This window comes from Enterovirga sp. GCM10030262 (assembly GCF_042666435.1).
GTDB lineage: Bacteria > Pseudomonadota > Alphaproteobacteria > Sphingomonadales > Sphingomonadaceae > Allosphingosinicella.
In genome coordinates, this window is record NZ_JBHTDC010000002.1 from 1,042,382 (window position 1) to 1,061,422 (window position 19,041).

Here is a 19,041-nt window from a genome sequence, read left to right on the forward strand (position 1 = left end):
CCCCGGTCGGTACGGACGCGAGCCGGACGAAAAGGCATCGCGGACACGGGCCATAAGTGAAGCGAGACGCCGCAGAGGCGTCGTCATCTCAAAAAAAAAACGCCCCGGCCGAAGCCGGGGCGCCATATTCGTTCCCCTGTTCCGAGCGATCAGGGGCTAACGCCTTCCGGTGCCTCATCGTCGCCGGTGGCCCAGATGAGCAGGCCGATGGAGAGGAGGACGCCGCCGATGATGAGAGCCGTCGACGCGCCGCCCTCTCCAGTACCGCTCTGCAAGAGCGCGGCACTGTTTACGGCCGGAAGCGTTTGAGATGAGCTCGCGGTCTGGGCGAGCGCAGAACTCGTCGCGACCAGCAGAGCGCCGGCAGCAAGGGCAGATACTATCTTGGAGGGCATTATTCTCTCCTTTAGCCAAGCAGAATCGCTGGGCTGGTCACTTTAGCGCCGGAAATCGGACATTTCCAGCGTTTAGAGTCGGATGGCCGACTTCGCGCCTAAGTGTCTGGTTTAATTGTTGTTGCCGAGCATAAGGGGCGCCATTGTTCCCGTTTCGAGGGGGTACGCCTGGCGCCGCTTCGGCGTCCCGGCGATGCTGTCGCGGAAGGGATTGACGGGTAGCGGGGACGACGATCTTCATTCCCATTCGCCCCGCGATGCGGCGGCCTCGTCGAATAATCCTTGAAGTTGAAAGTGCTGCCTTGCTTGCGTGGCGATTGCGCCGGCGGCGGTGTAGGTTTAGATCGCGCGTTCCGGTTGGGATCGGCCCGCACATCGAAGTAGGAATGATTTTTCTGTGAGTTTCCTGAAGAAGATCTTCGGCCGAGGAAGAAGTGGCGAGGCGAATAGCGTCTTCGGCCGGCCGAATGCGCGTGCCTATGCGATTGGCGACATTCACGGCCGGCTCGACCTGCTCGACGTCCTGCTGCAGCGGATCGAGCGCGACGTGGCGGGACGCGAGGCCCGGGACACGATCCTCGTCTTCCTCGGCGACTTGATCGACCGGGGTCCCGAATCCGCCGGCGTCGTCGAGCGGCTTCGCTCGTTCGACCCCCCTTATGCCAAGGCGGTTTTCCTCGCCGGCAATCACGAAGAATTGTTGCTCCGCATCCTCGAAGGCGACACGCGACCGCTCCAGCAATGGCTCAAATATGGCGGCGCCGAATGTGTCGAGAGCTATGGCGTCAATGTGGCGGAACTGCTTCGTCTCCCGCGGCGCGATGCGCTCGATTTGCTGCGCTCGAAGGTGCCGAGCGCGCACCTCACCTTCCTTCGGGAGATGCAGGACAGCTACCAGTTCGGCGAATATCTCTTCGTCCATGCCGGCATCCGGCCCGGGGTGGCGATCGAGGCGCAGAGCCGGGCCGACCTGCGCTGGATACGGGAACCCTTCCTCAGCCACTCCCAGCAGCACGGCTTCATGGTCGTGCACGGCCACACCATCGTCGATGAAGTCGAGGAGCATGGCAACCGCATCGCGATCGACACCGGCGCCTATAATAGCGGCATTCTGACCGCGCTCGCGATCGAGGATGATCGCCGCTGGTATCTGTCGGGCGAGCTCGGCCAAGAAGAGGAGCGGCTGGCGGCCGCGCAATGAGCCGGCCGTTGTGCGGCGTCGCCGGCTTCCATAAGGTGCCGCGGTAAATTTCCGGCGGCGGGGTCTCATGAGCATTTTGGTTACCGGCGTCGCGGGCTTCATCGGCTTCCACGTCGCCAACCGCCTGCTGGAGCGAGGCGCGACGGTCGCCGGCATCGACAATCTCAACGATTATTACAGCGTCGCGCTGAAGCGCGCGCGGCTGGAGGAGCTGCGTCGCCGCCATGGCGAGGCTTTCCGCTTCGTGGAGGTGGACTTCGCCGACGAGGCAGCCCTCGATCGCGCGACACAAGGGTTGCCGTTCGACTCGGTCGTGCATCTCGGCGCCCAGGCGGGGGTGCGTTATTCGATCGAGAACCCGCGCGCTTATGGCCGGTCCAACATCGCCGGCCACCTCAACATGCTGGAAGTAGCCCGCGCGCGCGAGGCACGGCATTTCGTCTATGCCTCGTCATCCTCCGTATATGGCGGCAACGAACGCCTTCCGTTCAGGGTCGAGGACCGGGTCGACCATCCGCTCTCGCTCTACGCCGCCACCAAGAAGGCGGACGAATTGATGAGCGAGACCTACGCCCATCTCTACCGCATGCCCCAGACCGGCCTGCGCTTCTTCACCGTCTATGGGCCGTGGGGGAGGCCGGACATGGCGATGTGGCTGTTCACCAAGGCCATTTTGGAAGGGCGCCCGATCGACGTCTATGGCGAAGGCGATATGCGGCGCGACTTCACCTATATCGACGATATCGCGGCGGGCGTCCTCGCCGCGCTCGACAATCCGCCGCCCGATGATGGCGAGCCCAAGGCCGGCGGCAGCAAGGGGCCGCACCGTCTCTACAATATCGGCAACAATAGGAGCGAAGAGCTTCTGCGGATGATCGCGCTGATCGAGGAGGCGTGCGGGCGCAAAGCGGAGAGGAACATCCTGCCCATGCAGCCGGGCGACGTCCGCGACACTTATGCCGACATCAGCGCCATCCAGCGGGATCTCGGCTTCAGCCCCTCGACGACCATCGACGAGGGCATACCGCGCTTCGTCGCCTGGTATCGCGATTATCACGGACTCCCGGACTGATCAGAGCGACCAGCATTGCAGGCCATCCGGAAGCGCCTGCCCGCGCCAGATGCCGTGCAGATCGGCGATCAGTCCGTCTTCCTCGACGAGCGCGGCGACCGTCGCCGCGTCCATCCGCCGATAGGAAAGGTGGGGAACCGCCGCCAGCACCACGTCGTAGCGGCGATCGAGCGCATCCGCATCGAGCGTTAGTCCATATTCCTCCCGCGCGGCGCCGGCGTCGGCGAGCGGATCGTGGAGGGTCACGTCGTGCCCGAGCCAGCGGAGGCGCTTGACGACATCGACGACCTTGGAATTGCGGAGGTCCGGCACGTCCTCCTTGAAGGTCACGCCCAGAACCAGGACAGACCCGATCCGGCTCTCGCGGCGGCTGTGCAGTGAATCGGCCACCCAGGTGCCCATGCCGTCGTTGATCGAGCGGCCGGCGAGGATGACGCGGGGCAGATGGCCGAGGCTCTGCGCGCAATGGCTGAGATAATAAGGATCGACGCCGATGCAGTGGCCGCCGACGAGGCCCGGGCGGAACTTGAGGAAGTTCCATTTGGTCCCGGCCGCCTCCAGCACGTCCAGGGTCGACAGGCCAAGCTTGGCGAAAATCTGCGTGATCTCGTTCATGAAGGCGATGTTGATGTCGCGCTGGGCGTTCTCGATCACCTTGGCGGCCTCGGCGGTCTTGATGGATTTCGCCCGGAAGATGCCCGCCTCAGTGACATTCCCGTAGAGCGCGGCGAGCCGCTCCGTCACCGCGTCATTCTCGCCGGCGACGACCTTGACGATGCGATCGACGCTATGCTCGCGATCGCCCGGGTTGATCCGCTCCGGCGAATAGCCGAGGAAGAAGTCGACGCCGCGCTTGAGGCCCGAGACGCGCTCGATCAGCGGCCCGCAAATATCCTCGGTAACGCCCGGATAGACCGTGCTCTCATAGACGATGATCGGCCTCGCCGCCGGATCGAGAAGCCGCGCCAGCGTCTCGGTCGCGGCGAGCAGGGGGCGAAGATCGGGCCGGCTGCTGCCGTCGACGGGCGTCGGCACCGTGACGATGTAAATGGCGGCCCCCGCGCAGGCGTCGGCGTCGCTGGTCACTTGGAGTCGCGAAGCCCGGAGGGCGTGTTCGTCGACCTCGCGGGTCCGGTCCTGGCCCCGGCTCAGTTCCGCGATTCGCTCCGCGTCGATGTCGAAGCCGATGACGGCCGCCGATCGGGCCAGCGCCACCGCGAGCGGAAGCCCGACATAGCCGAGCCCGACCACGACGACCCGGTCTTCGTCGGTCGAGCGCGCGACGCTGGCATTGGCTTCAGACTGGCTCATGGATTCTCCGGATCAACCGAGGGCTAGCAGGGAATCCTTACCCCGCCGTCAATCACGTCCTCCAAGGGGCGGCGGCGGGCGGCGCCTCGGCGAGCGATTCTCTGGAACGCCCTTCCCTCGCGGCCGGCCGGCGCGGGTCACCTGTTTCGGTCGAGCCTTGCCGGCGTGGCCCAGCGAGGAGTCGCGCCGTGTCATCGGCACAGTTCGTGGAGTCCTAGCAAGTCCTTGCGGTTACTTGTTTTTGCCAGCAATCCGCCCCCGTTCGCCTGCCCCCGGGGCCCGGATCGCAGCGGTTTACGGGTCGTAAACCATCGCCTTCTATGTCCGGAATTCGCCCTGATCTCAGACTGCTATTTCGGGGTGGACAGGTAGCGCCGCCTCGGATAATTAGAGTGGCGAAACCAAAAAGAAGCAGATTTGAGTACGAAGGGAGAAGCTGACGTGGTTTTCAAGGGACTTATCGCTGCGACCGCCGCAGTTGCATTGGCGGCGGCGCCGGCCGTGGCCGCAGCCAACACCGCCAACCTCGCTCCGGCGACCGAGAGCGTCAGTGGCTCGCAGCAGATGGGCAGCACTGGCTGGTTCATCGCCGCGCTCGCGCTTCTCGCCGTGATCGGTGGCATCGTTGCCGCGACTGGCGACAGCGACACGCCGGTCAGCCCGAACTAAGCATCGGGTTATCAGGTACAGGCTTTGGCCGGTGAGGATGCTCCTCGCCGGCCAAATCTGTTTGTGCAATAGGTCGGGGCACGGCGCCGTGAACCGGCGGTTTCCCGGGCGCCAGCGACATCGCGGGAATCGCGCCTGAATTCGGCTCGTTGGATCTGCGCGCCCTCGACCCCCCGTCCGGGTTCCGGCACAAGGGCGCCCATGGCCGGACCGATCACCGCCTTTTTCGCGATTCTTGCCGCCGCCTCGGCGCCGTCGGCCCTTGCATCGGCCGCGGCCGCATCGGGCGCTCCTGTCGCCGCCGCCCCGCTCCCGGCGGGCGCCTCCTTCGTTCGTGAGCAGGATTATCGGGTCGCCCGCATCGGCTACCGCATAGGCCTTTCGGGGGGGGCTCACTGCCCTGATCCTTATCCTCTCACCGGCCTGCTCCTTCACCATCTGGCGGAATATTCCCAGTCCGACCGGCCGGCGGCGGCGGAGCATTATTCCCTCGATCGCGGCCCGGCCATATTGGCGGTGGTCGAGGAAAGTCCGGCGGCGCGCGCGGGGCTTGCCGCCGGCGACGTCGTGCTGGCCGTCAACGGCCGTCCCCTTCCGTCGCCGGTGGCGATGGCGCAGGGGCGCGACAATGAAGAAGCCCGGCCGGCGATCGAGGCAACCGAAGCCCAGTTGGAAGCGGAGCTGCGCAGGGGCCCCGCCGACCTCCGCCTCCTCAGGAATGGTGAGGAGCTGACGCTCAGGCTCGATCCCGTCGACGGCTGTCCGGCGCGCGTCCGGCTCGCCCGCTCAAGCCAGGTCAACGCGTTCGCCCATAATGGCTATGCGATCATGACCACCGCCCTGCTCGCATTTCTCGAGAGCGACGACGAGCTGGCGGTGGTTCTTGGCCACGAGATCGCCCACAATATCCTGCGCCACCCGGCAATGCTGGACGCACAGGGCGTTCCCGACGGCATCCTGCGCGGCTTCGGCAGGAATGCGAGCCGGGTCCGCGCCACCGAAGAAGCGGCCGACCGGCTCGGCATCAGGCTCGCCTGGGCCGCCGGCTACGACGTTTCGGCGGCGATTCCCTATTGGCGCCGTTATTATGCCAAATATGACACAATGCCTCAGCTGTTCAGGACCCATCCGAGCCTGCGCGCCCGGGAGCGACTCATCGTCGAGGTTCTGACCGAACTCGGTTCGTCGGGTTCAGACCTTGGTTCGAAGCGACCAGAGCTCGGGGAAGGCGCGCTTCGCAAGCGTTGACTGGAGATAGGGCACGCCAGCGGTCCCGCCGGTGCCGCGCTTGAAGCCGATGATGCGTTCGACGGTGATCACATGCTTGTGCCGCCAGGTCGCCATCGCGTCGTCGACATCGACCAGCTTTTCGGCGAGCTGGTAGAGCGTCCACCATTTCGCGGTGTCCCGGTAGACCTCCGTCCAGGCCTCCTCGACCGCCGGGCTCGGCTCGTAAGGCTGGCTCCAGTCCCGATCGAGCACGTGGATCGGCAGGTCGAACCCGGCCCGGGCCAGCGCCGCATTGGCCTCGTCCCACAGGCTCGGCTGGTGGAGCGCGGCGTGGAGCGCGCCATGCGCTTCCGATCCCTCTTCCTGGTAGCGAAGATGCGCCAGATCCTTGAGACCGAGCAGGAACTCCACCTGGCGGAACTGGGCCGATTGGAAACCCGAGCTGGTGCCGAGCACGTCGCGGAAGCTGGTATAGTCGGTGGGCGTCAGCGTCGCGAGCACGTCCCAGCTGAGCGTCATCACCGCCTGGATGCGCGAGACCCGGGACAGGCTCTTGTGAACCTGGATGAGCGCATCCTCGCGCACCAGGTCGCGGGACAGCTTCAGCTCGTGGATGGTCTGTTTGAGCCAGAGCTCCTTGGCCTGATGAATAACGATGAACAGCATCTCGTCGTGCAGATCCGAAATCGGATGCTGCGCCGAGAGGATCTTCTCCAGATCAAGATACTGGCCATAGGTCATGGAGGCAGGCGTGTCTGTCATCGGATCAGCCGTGCTCGGACACGGTGACGCGGCGGCCGTCGCGTGAGAATGCGAAGACCTTGTAGGGCTGCTTACGGTCATGGCCGACATCCATACCGGGCGAACCGGCGGGCATCCCCGGAACCGCCAGCCCATGGATGGTCTTGCTCCCGGTGGCGATCAGCCGCTGGATGTCGGCGACCGGCACATGGCCTTCGACGACATAGCCGCCGATCAAAGCGGTATGGCAGGATTGGAGATAGTCCGGCACGCCCTGCGCGCTTTTGACCCGGGCCATATCCGCCACCTCGACGATCGGCAGCCGGCGGCCGAAGCCCGCCTCCACCCGCTTCGCCCATTCGAGGCAGCAGCCGCAGCCGGGGCTGTGCCACATGACGAAGCCGCCGGTGGGGGGTGCAAGCGCATAGGCCCGGGAAGCCAGGCCGGCGACGGCCGCCGCGCCGAGCGCGCCCAGAAAGAGACGGCGGTCCACTGCATCGATCATGGTCCCGTCCATGCCCTCAAAGCCGCTCGGCTGTCGAGACCACATCGGTCGCGCGCAGGGCGGCGAGGATGCGCATCAAATGCTGCACGTCATGCACTTCGACGTCGAGGTGGAACGTATGGAAGCTGCCGTCGCGGCTGAACTGATTCATGCTGACGATGTTGGCGCCGTGGCCGCCCAATATGCCGGCGATGACGGCGAGAGACCCCGGCTCGTTCTTGATGACGACGCAGAGCCGCGCGGCGCCGCCATCCGATTCGTCGCCCCAGGCGAGGTCCACCCAATCGGCGTCGACGCCGTCGGCGAGCCGCTCGCAATCGATGGTATGGACTTCGATGCCGGCGCCCTCGCGGCGCAGGCCGACGATGCGGTCGCCCGGAATAGGATGGCAGCATTCGGCGAGATCGAAAGCGACGCCGGGCGTCAGGCCCTTGATCGAGATGGCCTGGCGCTGCGGCGGCGGCTTGACCCCAGCCTTCCCCGCCGAGCCCGGCATCAGCGCCTCCATGACCGCGACGTCGTCGACCCGCTTCAGCGCGATCGCCTCCATCAGCGATTCGTCGTCGTGCAAATTGAGCCGCTTCAGCGCCTCGGCCATCGCCTCCCAGCCGAGCGGGGCGGGCAGGCGCTGGACGATCTCGTCATAGATTTTGCGGCCGAGCGCGATCGTCTCCTCGCGCTCCTTCGATTTGACGAAGCGGCGGATCTTGGCGCGTGCCTTGCCGGTGACGACGAAGCTCAGCCAGGTCGGCTGGGGATGCTGCGCCTTGGAAACGAGTATCTCGACCTGGTCGCCATTGGTGAGCGGAGTCCTGAGCGGCATGACGCGGCCGTTGACCTTGGCGCCCACCGTCTGGTCGCCGAGATCGGTGTGCACGGCATAAGCGAAATCGACCGGGGTGGCGCCCTTGGGAAGCTGGATCAGCTCGCCCTTGGGCGTGAATGCGAAAATCCGGTCCTGGTACATCGCCATGCGGGTATGTTCGAGCAGCTCCTCGGCGCTGCCGGCATGTTCCAGTATCTCGATCAGGTCGCTGATCCACGGATGCTGCGTGGTCGCCGCGTCCTTGCCTTCCTTATAGGCCCAGTGGGCGGCGAGGCCGTGTTCGGCGCGGGCGTGCATTTCGCGCGTGCGGATCTGGATCTCGATACGCATCTGCTCGTCATGGATGACCGAGGTGTGGACCGAGCGATAGCCGTTGCGCTTGGGAGTCGAGATGAAATCCTTGAAGCGCCCCGGCACCATCGGCCAGCGCTGATGGATGAGCCCCAATGTGCGGTAGCAATCCTCGACAGTGTCGACGATGGCCCGAAACGCCATCACGTCCGACAATTGCTCGAAGCTGACATGGCGCTCGGCCATCTTGCGCCAGATCGAATAAGGATGCTTCTCGCGTCCCTGAACCTCGGCCTCGATGCCGTGCGCCTCGAGATGCGCCTTGATGCCGCGGCCGATCCGCTCGATCAGGTCGCCGCCGCCGCTATGGAGCTGCTCCAGCCGCTTCGAGATCGATTCATAAGCGTCGGGCTCGAGTTCGCGAAACGCCAGGGTCTGCATCTCGGTCATGAACTCGTACATGCCGATCCGCTCGGCGAGCGGGGCATAGATGTCCATCGTCTCGCGGGCGATGCGCCGGCGCTTCTCCTCATTCCTGATGAAGTGGAGCGTGCGCATATTGTGGAGCCGGTCGGCCAGCTTCACCAGCAGGACGCGTATGTCCCCCGACATGGCGAGCAGGAACTTGCGGAGGTTCTCGGCGGCCCGCTGGCTCTCGCTCTGCGCCTCGATGCGCGACAATTTGGTGACGCCGTCGACCAGACGCGCGACATTCTTGCCGAACAGCCTTTCGACCTCTTCCGGCGTCGCGACCGTATCCTCGATCGTGTCGTGCAGGATCGCGGTGACGATCGTCTCGTCGTCCAGGCGGAGGTCAGTGAGGATGCCCGCCACCTCGATCGGATGGCTGTAATAAGGGTCGCCCGACGCGCGCTTCTGGCCGCCATGCGCCTTCATCGAGAAGACGTAGGCGCGGTTGATCAGCGCCTCGTCGGCGTCCGGGTCGTAGGCCCGGACCTTGTCCAGAAGTTCATATTGGCGAAGCACCGGACCAACATGGGGTCCGGTACCGCCCTGTTGCAATGCAAAAAGGCCTTAGTCGGCGCGGGCGTTGCACTTTTCGAGTTGCGCGGCGTCGAGCGGCTCGCCGCCGGCGCTGAAGCTACGTAGCGCGCCGACCTTCCCGGCCAGGACGGCGCAGACGATCGCCGGGCGGCTGTTGCTCTTGCCGGCCGCGCAACCGGCTTCGCCGCAGGTCCAGATTGTGTCGCGCAGCACGATTTTGCTCTCGGCCGGCTTGGCGACCGGTTCGGCCTGATAATGGGCGGCAGCGACGCCCGGAGCGGCGAGCAGGATGGAGGCGAGGACGGCGGCGCGGAACATGTGAGTCTTCCCCAAGATTAGGTTTCCAATCGCAACTCATATCGAGGCCAGTTTCGATCCGCAACTTGTTTTCGCGTCGGGATGACAAGGGTGAAAAAAGGCGTAGATTGAACCCGCTGCCATGCACAATGATGACCACAAAGCCCTGCTCACCGAATGCGCATTGCCCGCGGCGCTGGAGGCCGTGGGCGAGCGCTGGTCGTTCCTGATCCTGCGCGGCGTGTTCAACGGCCTCCACCATTTCGAGGAATTCCAGTCGACCCTGGGCATCGCGCGCAACATCCTGTCGAACCGGCTCGGCCGGCTGGTAGAGAACGAGATTTTGGAGCGCGAGCCCGATCCCGCCGACCGCCGCAAGGTCGCATACCGGCTGACGCCGAAGGGACGCGAGCTTCTGCCGGTGCTGATCGCGCTCAGGCAATGGGGCGAGCGCTGGGTTTCGGGCGTGCCGAGCAACCCGGTGCTGGTCGACCGCGACAGCCGCCGGCCGGTGGCGCAGATCGCCGTGCGGGCGGCGGACGGGCGGTCGCTGTCCCTCAGCGAACTGGAGTGGATGGACCGGTCGGAGCTTCGCGCCGATTAGCGGCCGGCTTCGCGGCCCATGGCAGCTGCTCGAACAACTCCGGCTCCCCATGGCGCCGAGCCCCTTCGATTTCCAATATCCGGAACTTGGTGGCGAGGCCGCCCGGCGCCGAAAAGCCGCCGCTCTTGCCCTCGGCGGCCACGATTCGGTGACAGGGGACGATGATCGGCACCGGATTGCGGCCAAGCGCCCGGCCGACAGCGCGAGCGGCCCCCGGCGCGCCTGTCGCCGAGGCGATCTGGCCATATGTGCGAACCTGCCCATGGGGTATCGCGGCCGCGGCTTCGTAGACCTGGCGCTCGAACGGAGCGGCCCTTGAAAGGTCCACTTCGATGAAGCCGAGGTCGGCGCGACCGCCGCTCAGCAGGCCCTGAATGGCATCAATCGCTGCGGCGATGGTCGCGGGCGGTTCTCCCTCGGAGCCGGTCGGGAAGCGCCTGCCGATACGCTGGCGCAATTCGGAGTCGGAAGCTTCAGGAAGGCAGACGCCGATGACGGCCGATCCCCGCCAGACGATCGCGCATCGGCCGATCGGCGTATCGAAGAGAGCGAAGGCCGGCGCGTGTCCGGCCATCGCTTTATTCGTAGTCGCCGGCGAGATTGGTGTTGCGCGGCGGCGCGGCGGCGGTGAGGCGGAGCGCCTCGGCCGACTGGCTCAAGGAGCCGACCGCGTCCGGCGCATCCTCGTCGTCCACCTGGACGCGCTGGAGGTTCGACACGACCGCCTCTTCGAGATGCTTGGGCTTCACCGTTTGCTCGGCGATCTCGCGCAGAGCGACGACCGGATTCTTGTCGCGGTCGCGGTCGATGGTGAGGTCGGCGCCACCCGAAATCTGGCGGGCGCGCTGGGATGCGAGCAGCACCAGATCGAACCGGTTCGGGATCTTGTCGACACAATCTTCGACGGTTACGCGCGCCATGAAGCAGCTCCGCTCATCTTGAGGCTGAATGGAAAGCGGGGCGGCTACCAGCCGGGGCCGCTCCTGTCAATCTTTTCGGGGGGTTGCGCTGGGCCGCGCGGAGCCGCATGTCGGCGCGATGGCCGATGCGAACCCGCAGAAAACCGCCCTTGCCGTCACCGCCACGGTGGAGGGCAACCGGCTGACCTTGCTGCCCGACGGACCCCAGCGGCTCGATGCGCTGATCGCGCTCATCGACGAGGCGCAGGAATCGCTCCGCATCCTCTATTATATCTTCCTCGCCGACGAATCCGGCCGCCGCGTCCGCGATGCGCTTGTCGCGGCGGTGGAGCGGGGCGTTCAGGTCTCGCTGCTCGTCGACGATTTCGGCAGCGACACCACCAAGGAGGAATTCTTCCGCCCGCTGACCGAGACCAGCTGCGAATTCTGCCGCTTCAGCCCCCGTTTCGGCCGCCGCTATCTGCTCCGCAACCACCAGAAGCTCGCGCTGGCCGACGGCCGCCGCGTGATCATCGGCGGCTTCAACATTTCCGACGATTATTTCGGAACGGTGGAATCCGGCGCCTGGCGCGATCTCGGGCTCGAAGTGGAAGGCGACGGCGTCGCCTGCCTCACCCGCTATTTCGACGACCTGTTCAAATGGGCGCGGGATCCCAAAAGCAAGATCCGCACCTTGCGCCGGATGCTCCAGCAGCACAGCGAGACGGAGGGCAAGCTCCACTGGCTGTTCGGCGGCCCGACGCGGCGCCTCAGCCCTTGGGCGCGGGCCGTTCGCCGGGACTTGAGGAAAGCCAGGCGGCTCGACCTCATCGCCGCTTATTTCGCCCCGAGCCCCGGGCTTTTGCGTCGCAGCGGCAATGTCGCGCGGCGCGGCGGACGGGCGCGGCTCGTGACCGCGTCGAAATCCGACAATAAGGCGACGATCGGCGCCGCCCGCCACAGTTACTGGCTGCTGCTGAAGCGCGGCGTCGAAATCTACGAATATCAGCCGACCAAGCTGCACACGAAGCTGTTCGTCCTCGACGACGTCGTCCACATCGGATCGGCCAATTTCGACATGCGCAGCCTGTTCCTCAACCTCGAGATGATGCTGCGCATCGACGATCCCGGCTTCGCCGAGGCGATGCACCGCTTCGTCGATGCCGAGATCAAGGATTGCGTGCGGATCACCCGCGAAAGCCATCGCGCCGAACGGACCTGGATCAACAGGATCAAATGGGGGATCGCCTATTTTCTGGTGGCGATCGCGGATTACGGGATCTCGCACCGCCTCAATTTCGGCGGCGAGCCCAAACCAGGTTAGTCCTTCCAGGCCCAGAACAGCGTGGCGGGCGGGATGTTGATCCACTCGAAACCCTCGTCGATCCGGTCGAAATGCGGCGCGATGAAGTCACGCACCTTGGGCGAGAATTGATAGACGAGAAATGCGCCGCCCGGCCGCAAGGCCCCGGCGGTCTCCTCGGCGATCTTGGGGCCGATTCCAGGCGGGAGAGTCGAGAAGGGAAGGCCGGACAGGATATAGTCGGCGCTCTCGAACCCGCGATCGGCCATGATCTTGCGGACGCCGGCGGCCGATCCGGTGACAGCCTCGAGCCGCGAATCGGTGAATTTGCTGTTCAGATAAGCGGTGAAGTCCGCATTGGTGTCGATCGTCAGCAACGTCGCATCTGGCGCGAGGCGATCGAGAATATGCTGGGTGAAGGTGCCGACCCCGGGGCCATATTCGACGAACAAACGGGTGTTGGCCCAGTCGACCGGGTCCAGCATCTTGTCGATCAGGATCTTGGACGACGGGATCACCGATCCGACCATCACCGGATGCTTGAGAAACCCCCGGACGAAATGCCAGAGCGGGCCGCCAGGCGTGCCGCGCGCGAATGCGCCATCTTGTTGTGCCTGTTCAGCCGAAAGCGTCATTTTTGGTCCCGTAACGTCTTGAGCAACAAGGTGCGTTGGCAAAACAACGCGGCAATGGCAAGGGCGAGGCATGGCAGCGCGCCGATTATCGCCTTACGGGGCAGGCCGACATATTCGCGGGATCGCCGGATCGTGAGCGGCTACAGCCTGCCGAAGGAACGCTTCGCTCTGCTGTTCGCGATCATGCTGGTGGCGGCGTCGGGCAATACGGCGATGCAATCGCTGATGCCGTCGATCGGCCGCGAGCTCGGCATTCCCGATCTGTGGGTGGCGATCGCCTTCAGCCTCTCGGCGGTGGTCTGGGTGCTGACGGCGCCACATTGGGCGCGGATGTCGGACCGGCGCGGCCGGCGCGCGCTGATGCGGCTCGGCCTCTACGGCTTCATCGTCTCGATGCTGATCTGCGGCGCCGTGCTCGCCGCGGGGCTGGCCGGTTTGCTCGCCCCGATGACGGTCTTCATCATCTTCGTGCTCGGCCGCGCCGTCTATGGCGGCTGGGGATCGGCTTCGCCGCCCGCCGTCCAGGCCTATGTCGCCGCCCGCACCGAGGGCGAGCAACGCACCAACGCGCTCTCCGCCATCGCCTCTTCCTTCGGCCTCGGAACGATCATCGGACCCGCGCTCGCGCCTTTGTTCATCGTCGAGCCACTGGGGCTTTCGGGGCCGCTGATCGTCTTCGCGCTGATCGGGGCGGCCGTTCTCGCCGCCGTCATCACCCGCCTCCCGGACGATACGCCGAAATCGGCCGCGAGAGGCCAGATCGTCGGCGAGCCTTCGATCGGCGGCGCCAACAATGGCGCGTCGCTGATCGGGGACGATCGCCCTCCCGCGCCATTACGCTGGCGCGACCCGAGGGTCTTCGCCTGGCACATGATCGGCGCGATCGGCGGCCACGGCCACGCGGCTTTGCTCGGCGTGATCGGGTTCCTCGTTATCGACCGCCTGGCGCTGCCGCTCGACGACGCCCAGCAATCGATCGCATTAGTGCTGATGGCCGGAGCCGGCGCGACCCTGCTCGCGCAATGGGGCTTGATTCCGCGCCTGGCGCTCGATCCGAGGGCGCTGGTCCTGTGGGGATCGCTGCTGTCGGCGGCGGGCGCGGTCGTCACCGGCCTCGCGGACGGGATTTACGGGATCACCACCGGCTTCGCGCTGGCCTCGCTGGGCTTCGGCTTCTTCCGGCCTGGATTCACCAGCGGCGCTTCGCTGGCCGTGGCTCCGGACGAGCAGAATGCGGTCGCCGGGATGGTGACGTCGGTCAACGGCGTCGCCTTCATCGCCGCGCCCGCTCTGGGGGTCGGGCTCTACGGATTGTCGATGCCTTTGCCCTTCCTCGTCACCGCGGCTTTGATGCTGGGCCTCGCTTTATGGGTCAGCCTTCGCTTCCGCCCTTCGACCCCCGCGGCGTAAGCATCCCCGGACTGATGAAGCCGATCCCCGTCGGGCTCGCCGCTTCCTGCTTCAGCTTGGACCGGATCTCCTCATATTCGCGCTCCATCTCCGGAGTGACCGAGGCGCGCGTTTCCTTCAGCGCCTTCTCGAAATGATCGCCGGTGACGGTCTGCGCGCCAAGCGATTCGCGCAGCGCGAACAGACCGGCGCGGCGCACCAGATCCTCGAGATCGGCGCCGGTGAACCGATCGCTCCGCGCGGCCATGTCGTCGAGGTCGACGTCGCCCGCCAGCGGCATATCCTCGGTATGGATGCCCAAAATGTGCCGCCGTCCGGCCTCGTCCGGCACCGCGACGTAGATCAGCTCGTCGAAACGTCCGGGGCGAAGGAGCGCCGGATCGATCAGGTTGGGCCGGTTCGTGGCGCCTATTACTACTACGGATTGCAGTTCTTCTAGGCCGTCCATTTCGGCCAAAATCGTGTTGACGACGCGTTCGGTGACCTGGGGTTCGCCCATGCCGCCGCCGCGCGCGGGGACGAGGCTGTCGAGTTCGTCGATGAAGATGACGGTGGGCGCGACCTGGCGGGCGCGGGCGAACAGCCGCGCGATCTGCTGCTCGCTCTCGCCATACCATTTGGACAAAAGGTCGGACGATTTGACGGCGATGAAATTGGCCTCCGCCTCGCGCGCCGTCGCCTTGGCGAGCAGCGTCTTGCCGGTACCCGGAGGCCCGTAGAGCAGGAAGCCCTTGGCCGGCCGGATGCCGAGCCGGCGGAACGCTTCCGGGTCCTTCAGCGGCAGCTCGACGCCCTCGCGCAGCCGCTCGCGCGCGTCGCCGAGCCCGCCAATATCGTCCCAGCCGACATTCGGCATCTGGACCATGACTTCCCGCATGGCCGAGGGCTGGACGCGCTTCAGCGCTTCCTCGAAATCCTTGCGGGTGACCGACAGATCGTCGAGCACTTCCGGCGGGATCGTCCCTTCCTCGAGGTTGATCCGCGGCATGATCCGCCGCACCGCCTCGATCGCCGCCTCGCGGGTCAAGGCGGCCAGGTCGGCGCCGACGAAGCCGTAGGTCTGGCGGGCCAGCTCCTTCAGGTCGACTCCTTCCTCGAGCGGCATGCCGCGGGTGTGGATGCCGAGTATCTCGCGCCGGCCATTCTCGTCGGGCACACCGATCACGATCTCGCGGTCGAAGCGGCCCGGCCGGCGCAGCGCCTCGTCGAGCGCCTCGGGCCGGTTGGTGGCGGCGATGACGACCAGATTCTGCCGCGGCTCCAGCCCGTCGAGCAGGGTCAGCAATTGCGCGACCAGCCTCTTCTCGGTCTCGCCCTGCACCTGGCCGCGCTTGGGCGCGATCGAATCGATCTCGTCGATGAAGACGATGGACGGCGCGGCCTTGCTGGCTTCCTCGAACAACTCGCGAAGCTTCTTCTCGCTCTCGCCATAAGCCGATCCCATGATCTCGGGGCCGGCGATGTGGAAGAAATTGGCGTCGCTCTCGTTGGCGACGGCGCGCGCCAGCCGGGTCTTGCCGGTGCCGGGAGGGCCGTGGAGCAACACCCCCTTGGGCGGATCGACGCCCAGGCGCTCGAATATCTCGGGGTAGCGCAGCGGCAGCTCGACCATCTCGCGCAGCTGGTCGATGGTCGCGCCGATGCCGCCCAAGTCGTCATAGGTGACGTCGGCGCGGCGCGTGTCCTTGGCCTCCGCATATTCGGGGCGAAGCTCGACCTCGGTATTGGCGTCGATATGGACGATGCCCTTGGGCGTCGTCGAGACGACGGTGAGGCGGATTTCCTGCAGCGCATAAGCAGGCGCGTTCAGCATCTGGCGGAGCTCGGGCGGGATATCGCCGCGGTCGACACGTTGCTGGCCGGTGGTGGCGACGATGTCGCCTGCGGTCACCGGCTTCATGCCGAAGCTGCGCTTCAGCGCATGGGCCGAGCCCTGGAGGCGCAGATTCTTCTGTGCGGGCGCGAAGACGACGCGCTGGGCGGGCTTCGACTCGGCCTTGCGTATCTCGACGAAATCGCCCGAGCCGATCTCGGCATTGGCGCGCTGGAGACCGTCGAGGCGGATGATGTCGAGCCCTTCATCCTCGGGATAGGGTAGGACGGCGCGGGCCGGCGTCGAGCGCTTGCCGGAAAGCTCGACGACGTCGCCTTCCGAAAGGCCCAATGCGTTCATGATCGCGCGCGGCAGCCGGGCGAGCCCGCGCCCGCTATCGTCGGGCCGCATGTTGGCGACCTGCAGCCGCCTGGGTTCCCGTTCCTCGTCCGCCATGCCGTGAATCTCCTTATGCCCCGGGACACATAAGAAGCGACAACGGTGCTTACAGCGGTGGGTTCAAAAAAGATGCCGTGATCCAGAGGGCCGACGAGGCCTGGAAGGCCGCCCGCGAGACATCGGGATAAAAAAAAGGGCCGGTCCCGGAGGACCGACCCTGGAAAGTTTTTAGGAGAGGATGCCTGAAAGGCGGGATCCGTTTCGCCCGGAAACCGATATTGTGCAATTGCGAAGAAAGCTGCTACGATTGCACAAGATGCACTCGGCTTTTCCCGTTTCCCGGCGATCCGCCGGCGTGGCGGGGCTAAGCTGCACTGCACAATGGGACATTGGAACGGAAAAGGCGATCATGCGCAGGCTGCCCCCTCTCACCGCCGTCGAGGCGTTCGTCCAGGTGGCGCGACTGGGATCGGTGAAGGCGGCGGCCGAGGCGCTCAGCCTGTCCTCGCCGGCGCTCAGCCGGCGGGTGCAGGCGCTGGAGCGGTTCGTCGGCCATCTCCTGTTCGAGCGGCGGCACCAGGCGGTGCACCTCAATGCCGACGGCGAACGATTGCTCGCCGAGATCGCGCCGTCGCTCGACGCGCTGGCGCTCGCCATGGAGAGGGCCAGCGGCGGCAGCGAGCTGATGCGGCTGAGGCTCGGCGTGCCGCCGCTCTTCGCCTCGCAGCGGCTGATGCCGCAACTGCCGCGATTGCGCGCGCTGCACCCGGCCTTGCATATCGACATCGATACCGGCGCGCACGTGTTTGCGCGGCTCGACGAAGGCCTCGACGCAGCCATCGCCATCGCCGCCGAGGTCGACCCCAGCCTCTATTCGCGGCGGATCGACAGCAACCGGGTGATCGCGATCGGCGCCAAGGCGCTGGCGGAGGGGCCGCGCGCGCTCACCTGTCCGTCGCAGCTCGCCGAGGCGACCATCTTCCTCCACCGCGACATGCCCGACATGTTCGAACATTGGCGCGAGGCGGTGGGGCTCCCCGATCTGCAGCCCGCCGCCGTCGACCATTTCGATTCGGGACCGCTCATCCTCGACGCCGCCGCGCAGGGGCTGGGGGTCGCGCTGATGCTGGAGAGCCATTTGAAGGAGGCGCATGACGAGCGTCTCGTCCAGCTGTTCGATATCGTGGTGGAGAGTCCCTACAGCTACTGGTTCGCCTGCCGCCGCTCGGCGCTGCGGCGGAGGCCGGTGAAGATCTTCCACGACTGGCTGTTCGAGAGCGTCGCGGAGCAGGGCGGTTTAGGCGGCGGAACCATATCGGTGAAAATCGGTTGACAGCGTCACGCTGTTGTGGCACAATTTCTTCAGGCTGGCGAATTGCGACTCGGTGTCTGGGTTTGGTCCGTCGAGACGATGAAGGGGCCGAGGAGCAGCGGGCGCTAAAGCGCGGCGGATAAGATCACCGATCAGCTTAGGGACCCCCGCTGTTCTGAGGGAGCGTGAATGTCCGCAATGGGTGGAAAGCAGACGCTCGATCAGGCGCGTCGGCCATCAACATAGTCTGCCATGGTGACCAACTCGCAGTCTGCGAGAAATGCGCTTATCTCCGCCTCGTCCTGCACAACAAGCATGTTCATCGGCATCCAATCGACAGCCAGCAGCAGTCTGCGCCCCTCGCCACTGAACAGCACTCCCACCGCGACTTCACAGAAGGCACTCGCGCTTGGCGGCACAGCCCCCGGGCGAGCAGCAGATTGCGTGTTTGGATTGTTGCCGAATGTCGGTCCAACGTCTCCGCCCTCGACGATAAACTCGGCTCGCCAAACAACTTCAGTTCGCCACGATTGTAGGGGCCAAGGCTCGAAGTCTGTGGGCGCGACGGGCGCGGCAGGACGAGTGGTCAGCAGTTGACGGAAACCCTCCGGGACTCCCCCCGGAAGCGCCGGTGGCTCCCAGCGTTCCCACCGCTCCTGCAACTCGCTCATGCTGAGCATGGCGAGCGTGAAGACCTCGAACATTGGTAGAAGGTCGCGCTGATCCACGCCAATCAGCCAAGTCGCTCCGTCTGAGGTTCGCAGCCAAACGTTGGACGCGCTCTTTCCCATCCGCTCGATGCGCCAGCCGCTGAGGCCGCTGGTGAGATGCCGAAGCGCGGACGTGCTCGCCTGTAGCTCGAATGGTGGGAACTCAACCGACATGCTCCCGACCCCTTTGGCTTGGTTCAACCAGCCCGCGCGTGCACCGCCAGAAGTGGCCCCGACCAGTCCGGCCACGAGAAAGCTCATGAAGTGGCGGCGATTGAGGGGCATGCCGACTCACTCGCGCAGATCGCGAATGTCTGCAATGGGTCGAAAGCAGACATTCGCCCGATGTCCGTTTCGGGTGGAAAGCCGACGTTCCCCATCCGTCTACCAGCTAATGGACCATGCCGTGCCTT

Annotated in this window: 19 protein-coding genes; 8 read left to right on the forward strand and 11 right to left on the reverse strand. The window is 65.7% G+C overall.

Annotation, left to right across the window (positions count from 1 at the left end):
- Positions 1-149: 149 nt before the first annotated feature.
- The gene (locus tag ACFQRC_RS14285; protein WP_379962394.1) at positions 150-395 is read right to left on the reverse strand and encodes a hypothetical protein; all 246 of its coding nucleotides are present in this window, start codon (positions 393-395) and stop codon (positions 150-152) included.
- A 397-nt stretch (positions 396-792) separates the two neighbouring features.
- Between ACFQRC_RS14285 and ACFQRC_RS14290 the strand changes: the two genes are divergently transcribed.
- Entirely contained in the window at positions 793-1,596 is an 804-nt protein-coding gene (locus ACFQRC_RS14290; RefSeq protein ID WP_379962395.1) for a metallophosphoesterase family protein, read from the forward strand.
- A gap of 67 nt (positions 1,597-1,663) precedes the next feature.
- Positions 1,664-2,668 (forward strand): NAD-dependent epimerase/dehydratase family protein, encoded by a 1,005-nt coding sequence (locus ACFQRC_RS14295; protein ID WP_379962396.1) that lies wholly within the window; start codon positions 1,664-1,666, stop codon positions 2,666-2,668.
- Here ACFQRC_RS14295 and ACFQRC_RS14300 read toward each other — a convergent pair whose 3' ends face one another.
- Positions 2,669-3,979, reverse strand: a complete 1,311-nt coding sequence (locus ACFQRC_RS14300; RefSeq protein ID WP_379962397.1) for a nucleotide sugar dehydrogenase — start codon at positions 3,977-3,979, stop codon at positions 2,669-2,671. It abuts the gene before it with no gap.
- Between the two features lie 441 nt (positions 3,980-4,420).
- Here ACFQRC_RS14300 and ACFQRC_RS14305 point away from each other — a divergent pair, with 441 nt between their 5' ends.
- Both ACFQRC_RS14305 and ACFQRC_RS14310 read left to right on the forward strand, forming a co-directional pair.
- Positions 4,421-4,648: a hypothetical protein gene (locus tag ACFQRC_RS14305; RefSeq protein ID WP_379962398.1), complete on the forward strand. Its 228-nt coding sequence runs from the start codon at positions 4,421-4,423 to the stop codon at positions 4,646-4,648.
- A 201-nt stretch (positions 4,649-4,849) separates the two neighbouring features.
- Positions 4,850-5,896 (forward strand): M48 family metalloprotease, encoded by a 1,047-nt coding sequence (locus ACFQRC_RS14310; RefSeq protein ID WP_379962399.1) that lies wholly within the window; start codon positions 4,850-4,852, stop codon positions 5,894-5,896.
- On the opposite strand, the gene ACFQRC_RS14315 is transcribed toward ACFQRC_RS14310, so the two are convergent.
- The 4 genes from ACFQRC_RS14315 to ACFQRC_RS14330 are packed head-to-tail and all read right to left on the reverse strand — an operon-like array spanning position 5,840 to position 9,564.
- Positions 5,840-6,640 carry a tryptophan 2,3-dioxygenase gene (locus ACFQRC_RS14315; protein WP_379962400.1) on the reverse strand — a complete coding sequence of 267 codons (801 nt, stop codon included), beginning with the start codon at positions 6,638-6,640 and terminating at the stop codon, positions 5,840-5,842. The two genes, ACFQRC_RS14310 and ACFQRC_RS14315, sit on opposite strands and share 57 nt — an antisense overlap.
- A gap of 4 nt (positions 6,641-6,644) precedes the next feature.
- On the reverse strand, positions 6,645-7,124 hold the full coding sequence (locus tag ACFQRC_RS14320) for a DUF411 domain-containing protein (protein ID WP_379962401.1): 480 nt from the start codon (positions 7,122-7,124) through the stop codon (positions 6,645-6,647).
- A gap of 16 nt (positions 7,125-7,140) precedes the next feature.
- A complete protein-coding gene (locus tag ACFQRC_RS14325; protein ID WP_379962402.1) occupies positions 7,141-9,228 on the reverse strand; it encodes a RelA/SpoT family protein in 2,088 nt (695 codons plus the stop codon).
- Positions 9,229-9,276: 48 nt separating this feature from the next.
- The gene (locus ACFQRC_RS14330) at positions 9,277-9,564 is read right to left on the reverse strand and encodes a hypothetical protein (protein ID WP_379962403.1); all 288 of its coding nucleotides are present in this window, start codon (positions 9,562-9,564) and stop codon (positions 9,277-9,279) included.
- 121 nt (positions 9,565-9,685) lie between these two features.
- Here ACFQRC_RS14330 and ACFQRC_RS14335 point away from each other — a divergent pair, with 121 nt between their 5' ends.
- Positions 9,686-10,147, forward strand: a complete 462-nt coding sequence (locus tag ACFQRC_RS14335; protein WP_379962404.1) for a winged helix-turn-helix transcriptional regulator — start codon at positions 9,686-9,688, stop codon at positions 10,145-10,147.
- Here ACFQRC_RS14335 and ACFQRC_RS14340 read toward each other — a convergent pair.
- On the reverse strand, positions 10,101-10,721 hold the full coding sequence (locus ACFQRC_RS14340) for a methylated-DNA--[protein]-cysteine S-methyltransferase (protein ID WP_379962405.1): 621 nt from the start codon (positions 10,719-10,721) through the stop codon (positions 10,101-10,103). The two genes, ACFQRC_RS14335 and ACFQRC_RS14340, sit on opposite strands and share 47 nt — an antisense overlap.
- 4 nt (positions 10,722-10,725) lie before the next feature.
- Complete coding sequence (gene rpoZ, locus ACFQRC_RS14345) at positions 10,726-11,067, reverse strand: DNA-directed RNA polymerase subunit omega (protein ID WP_379962406.1); 342 nt, start codon at positions 11,065-11,067, stop codon at positions 10,726-10,728.
- A 118-nt stretch (positions 11,068-11,185) separates the two neighbouring features.
- Here rpoZ and ACFQRC_RS14350 point away from each other — a divergent pair, with 118 nt between their 5' ends.
- Positions 11,186-12,370, forward strand: coding sequence for a phosphatidylserine/phosphatidylglycerophosphate/cardiolipin synthase family protein (locus ACFQRC_RS14350; RefSeq protein WP_379962407.1), 1,185 nt, complete (start codon positions 11,186-11,188; stop codon positions 12,368-12,370).
- On the opposite strand, the gene ACFQRC_RS14355 is transcribed toward ACFQRC_RS14350, so the two are convergent.
- A complete protein-coding gene (locus tag ACFQRC_RS14355) occupies positions 12,367-12,984 on the reverse strand; it encodes a class I SAM-dependent methyltransferase (RefSeq protein ID WP_379962408.1) in 618 nt (205 codons plus the stop codon). The genes ACFQRC_RS14350 and ACFQRC_RS14355 overlap by 4 nt on opposite strands.
- Positions 12,985-13,116: 132 nt before the next feature.
- Here ACFQRC_RS14355 and ACFQRC_RS14360 point away from each other — a divergent pair, with 132 nt between their 5' ends.
- On the forward strand, positions 13,117-14,394 hold the full coding sequence (locus ACFQRC_RS14360; protein WP_379962409.1) for an MFS transporter: 1,278 nt from the start codon (positions 13,117-13,119) through the stop codon (positions 14,392-14,394).
- Here the strand turns inward: ACFQRC_RS14360 and ACFQRC_RS14365 are convergent.
- A complete protein-coding gene (locus ACFQRC_RS14365; protein ID WP_379962410.1) occupies positions 14,357-16,663 on the reverse strand; it encodes a CDC48 family AAA ATPase in 2,307 nt (768 codons plus the stop codon). The genes ACFQRC_RS14360 and ACFQRC_RS14365 overlap by 38 nt on opposite strands.
- A 352-nt stretch (positions 16,664-17,015) precedes the next feature.
- Here ACFQRC_RS14365 and ACFQRC_RS14370 point away from each other — a divergent pair, with 352 nt between their 5' ends.
- Positions 17,016-17,939 (forward strand): LysR substrate-binding domain-containing protein, encoded by a 924-nt coding sequence (locus ACFQRC_RS14370; RefSeq protein ID WP_379962411.1) that lies wholly within the window; start codon positions 17,016-17,018, stop codon positions 17,937-17,939.
- A gap of 200 nt (positions 17,940-18,139) precedes the next feature.
- On the opposite strand, the gene ACFQRC_RS14375 is transcribed toward ACFQRC_RS14370, so the two are convergent.
- Positions 18,140-18,913 (reverse strand): hypothetical protein, encoded by a 774-nt coding sequence (locus ACFQRC_RS14375; RefSeq protein ID WP_379962412.1) that lies wholly within the window; start codon positions 18,911-18,913, stop codon positions 18,140-18,142.
- Positions 18,914-19,041 lie beyond the last annotated feature (128 nt).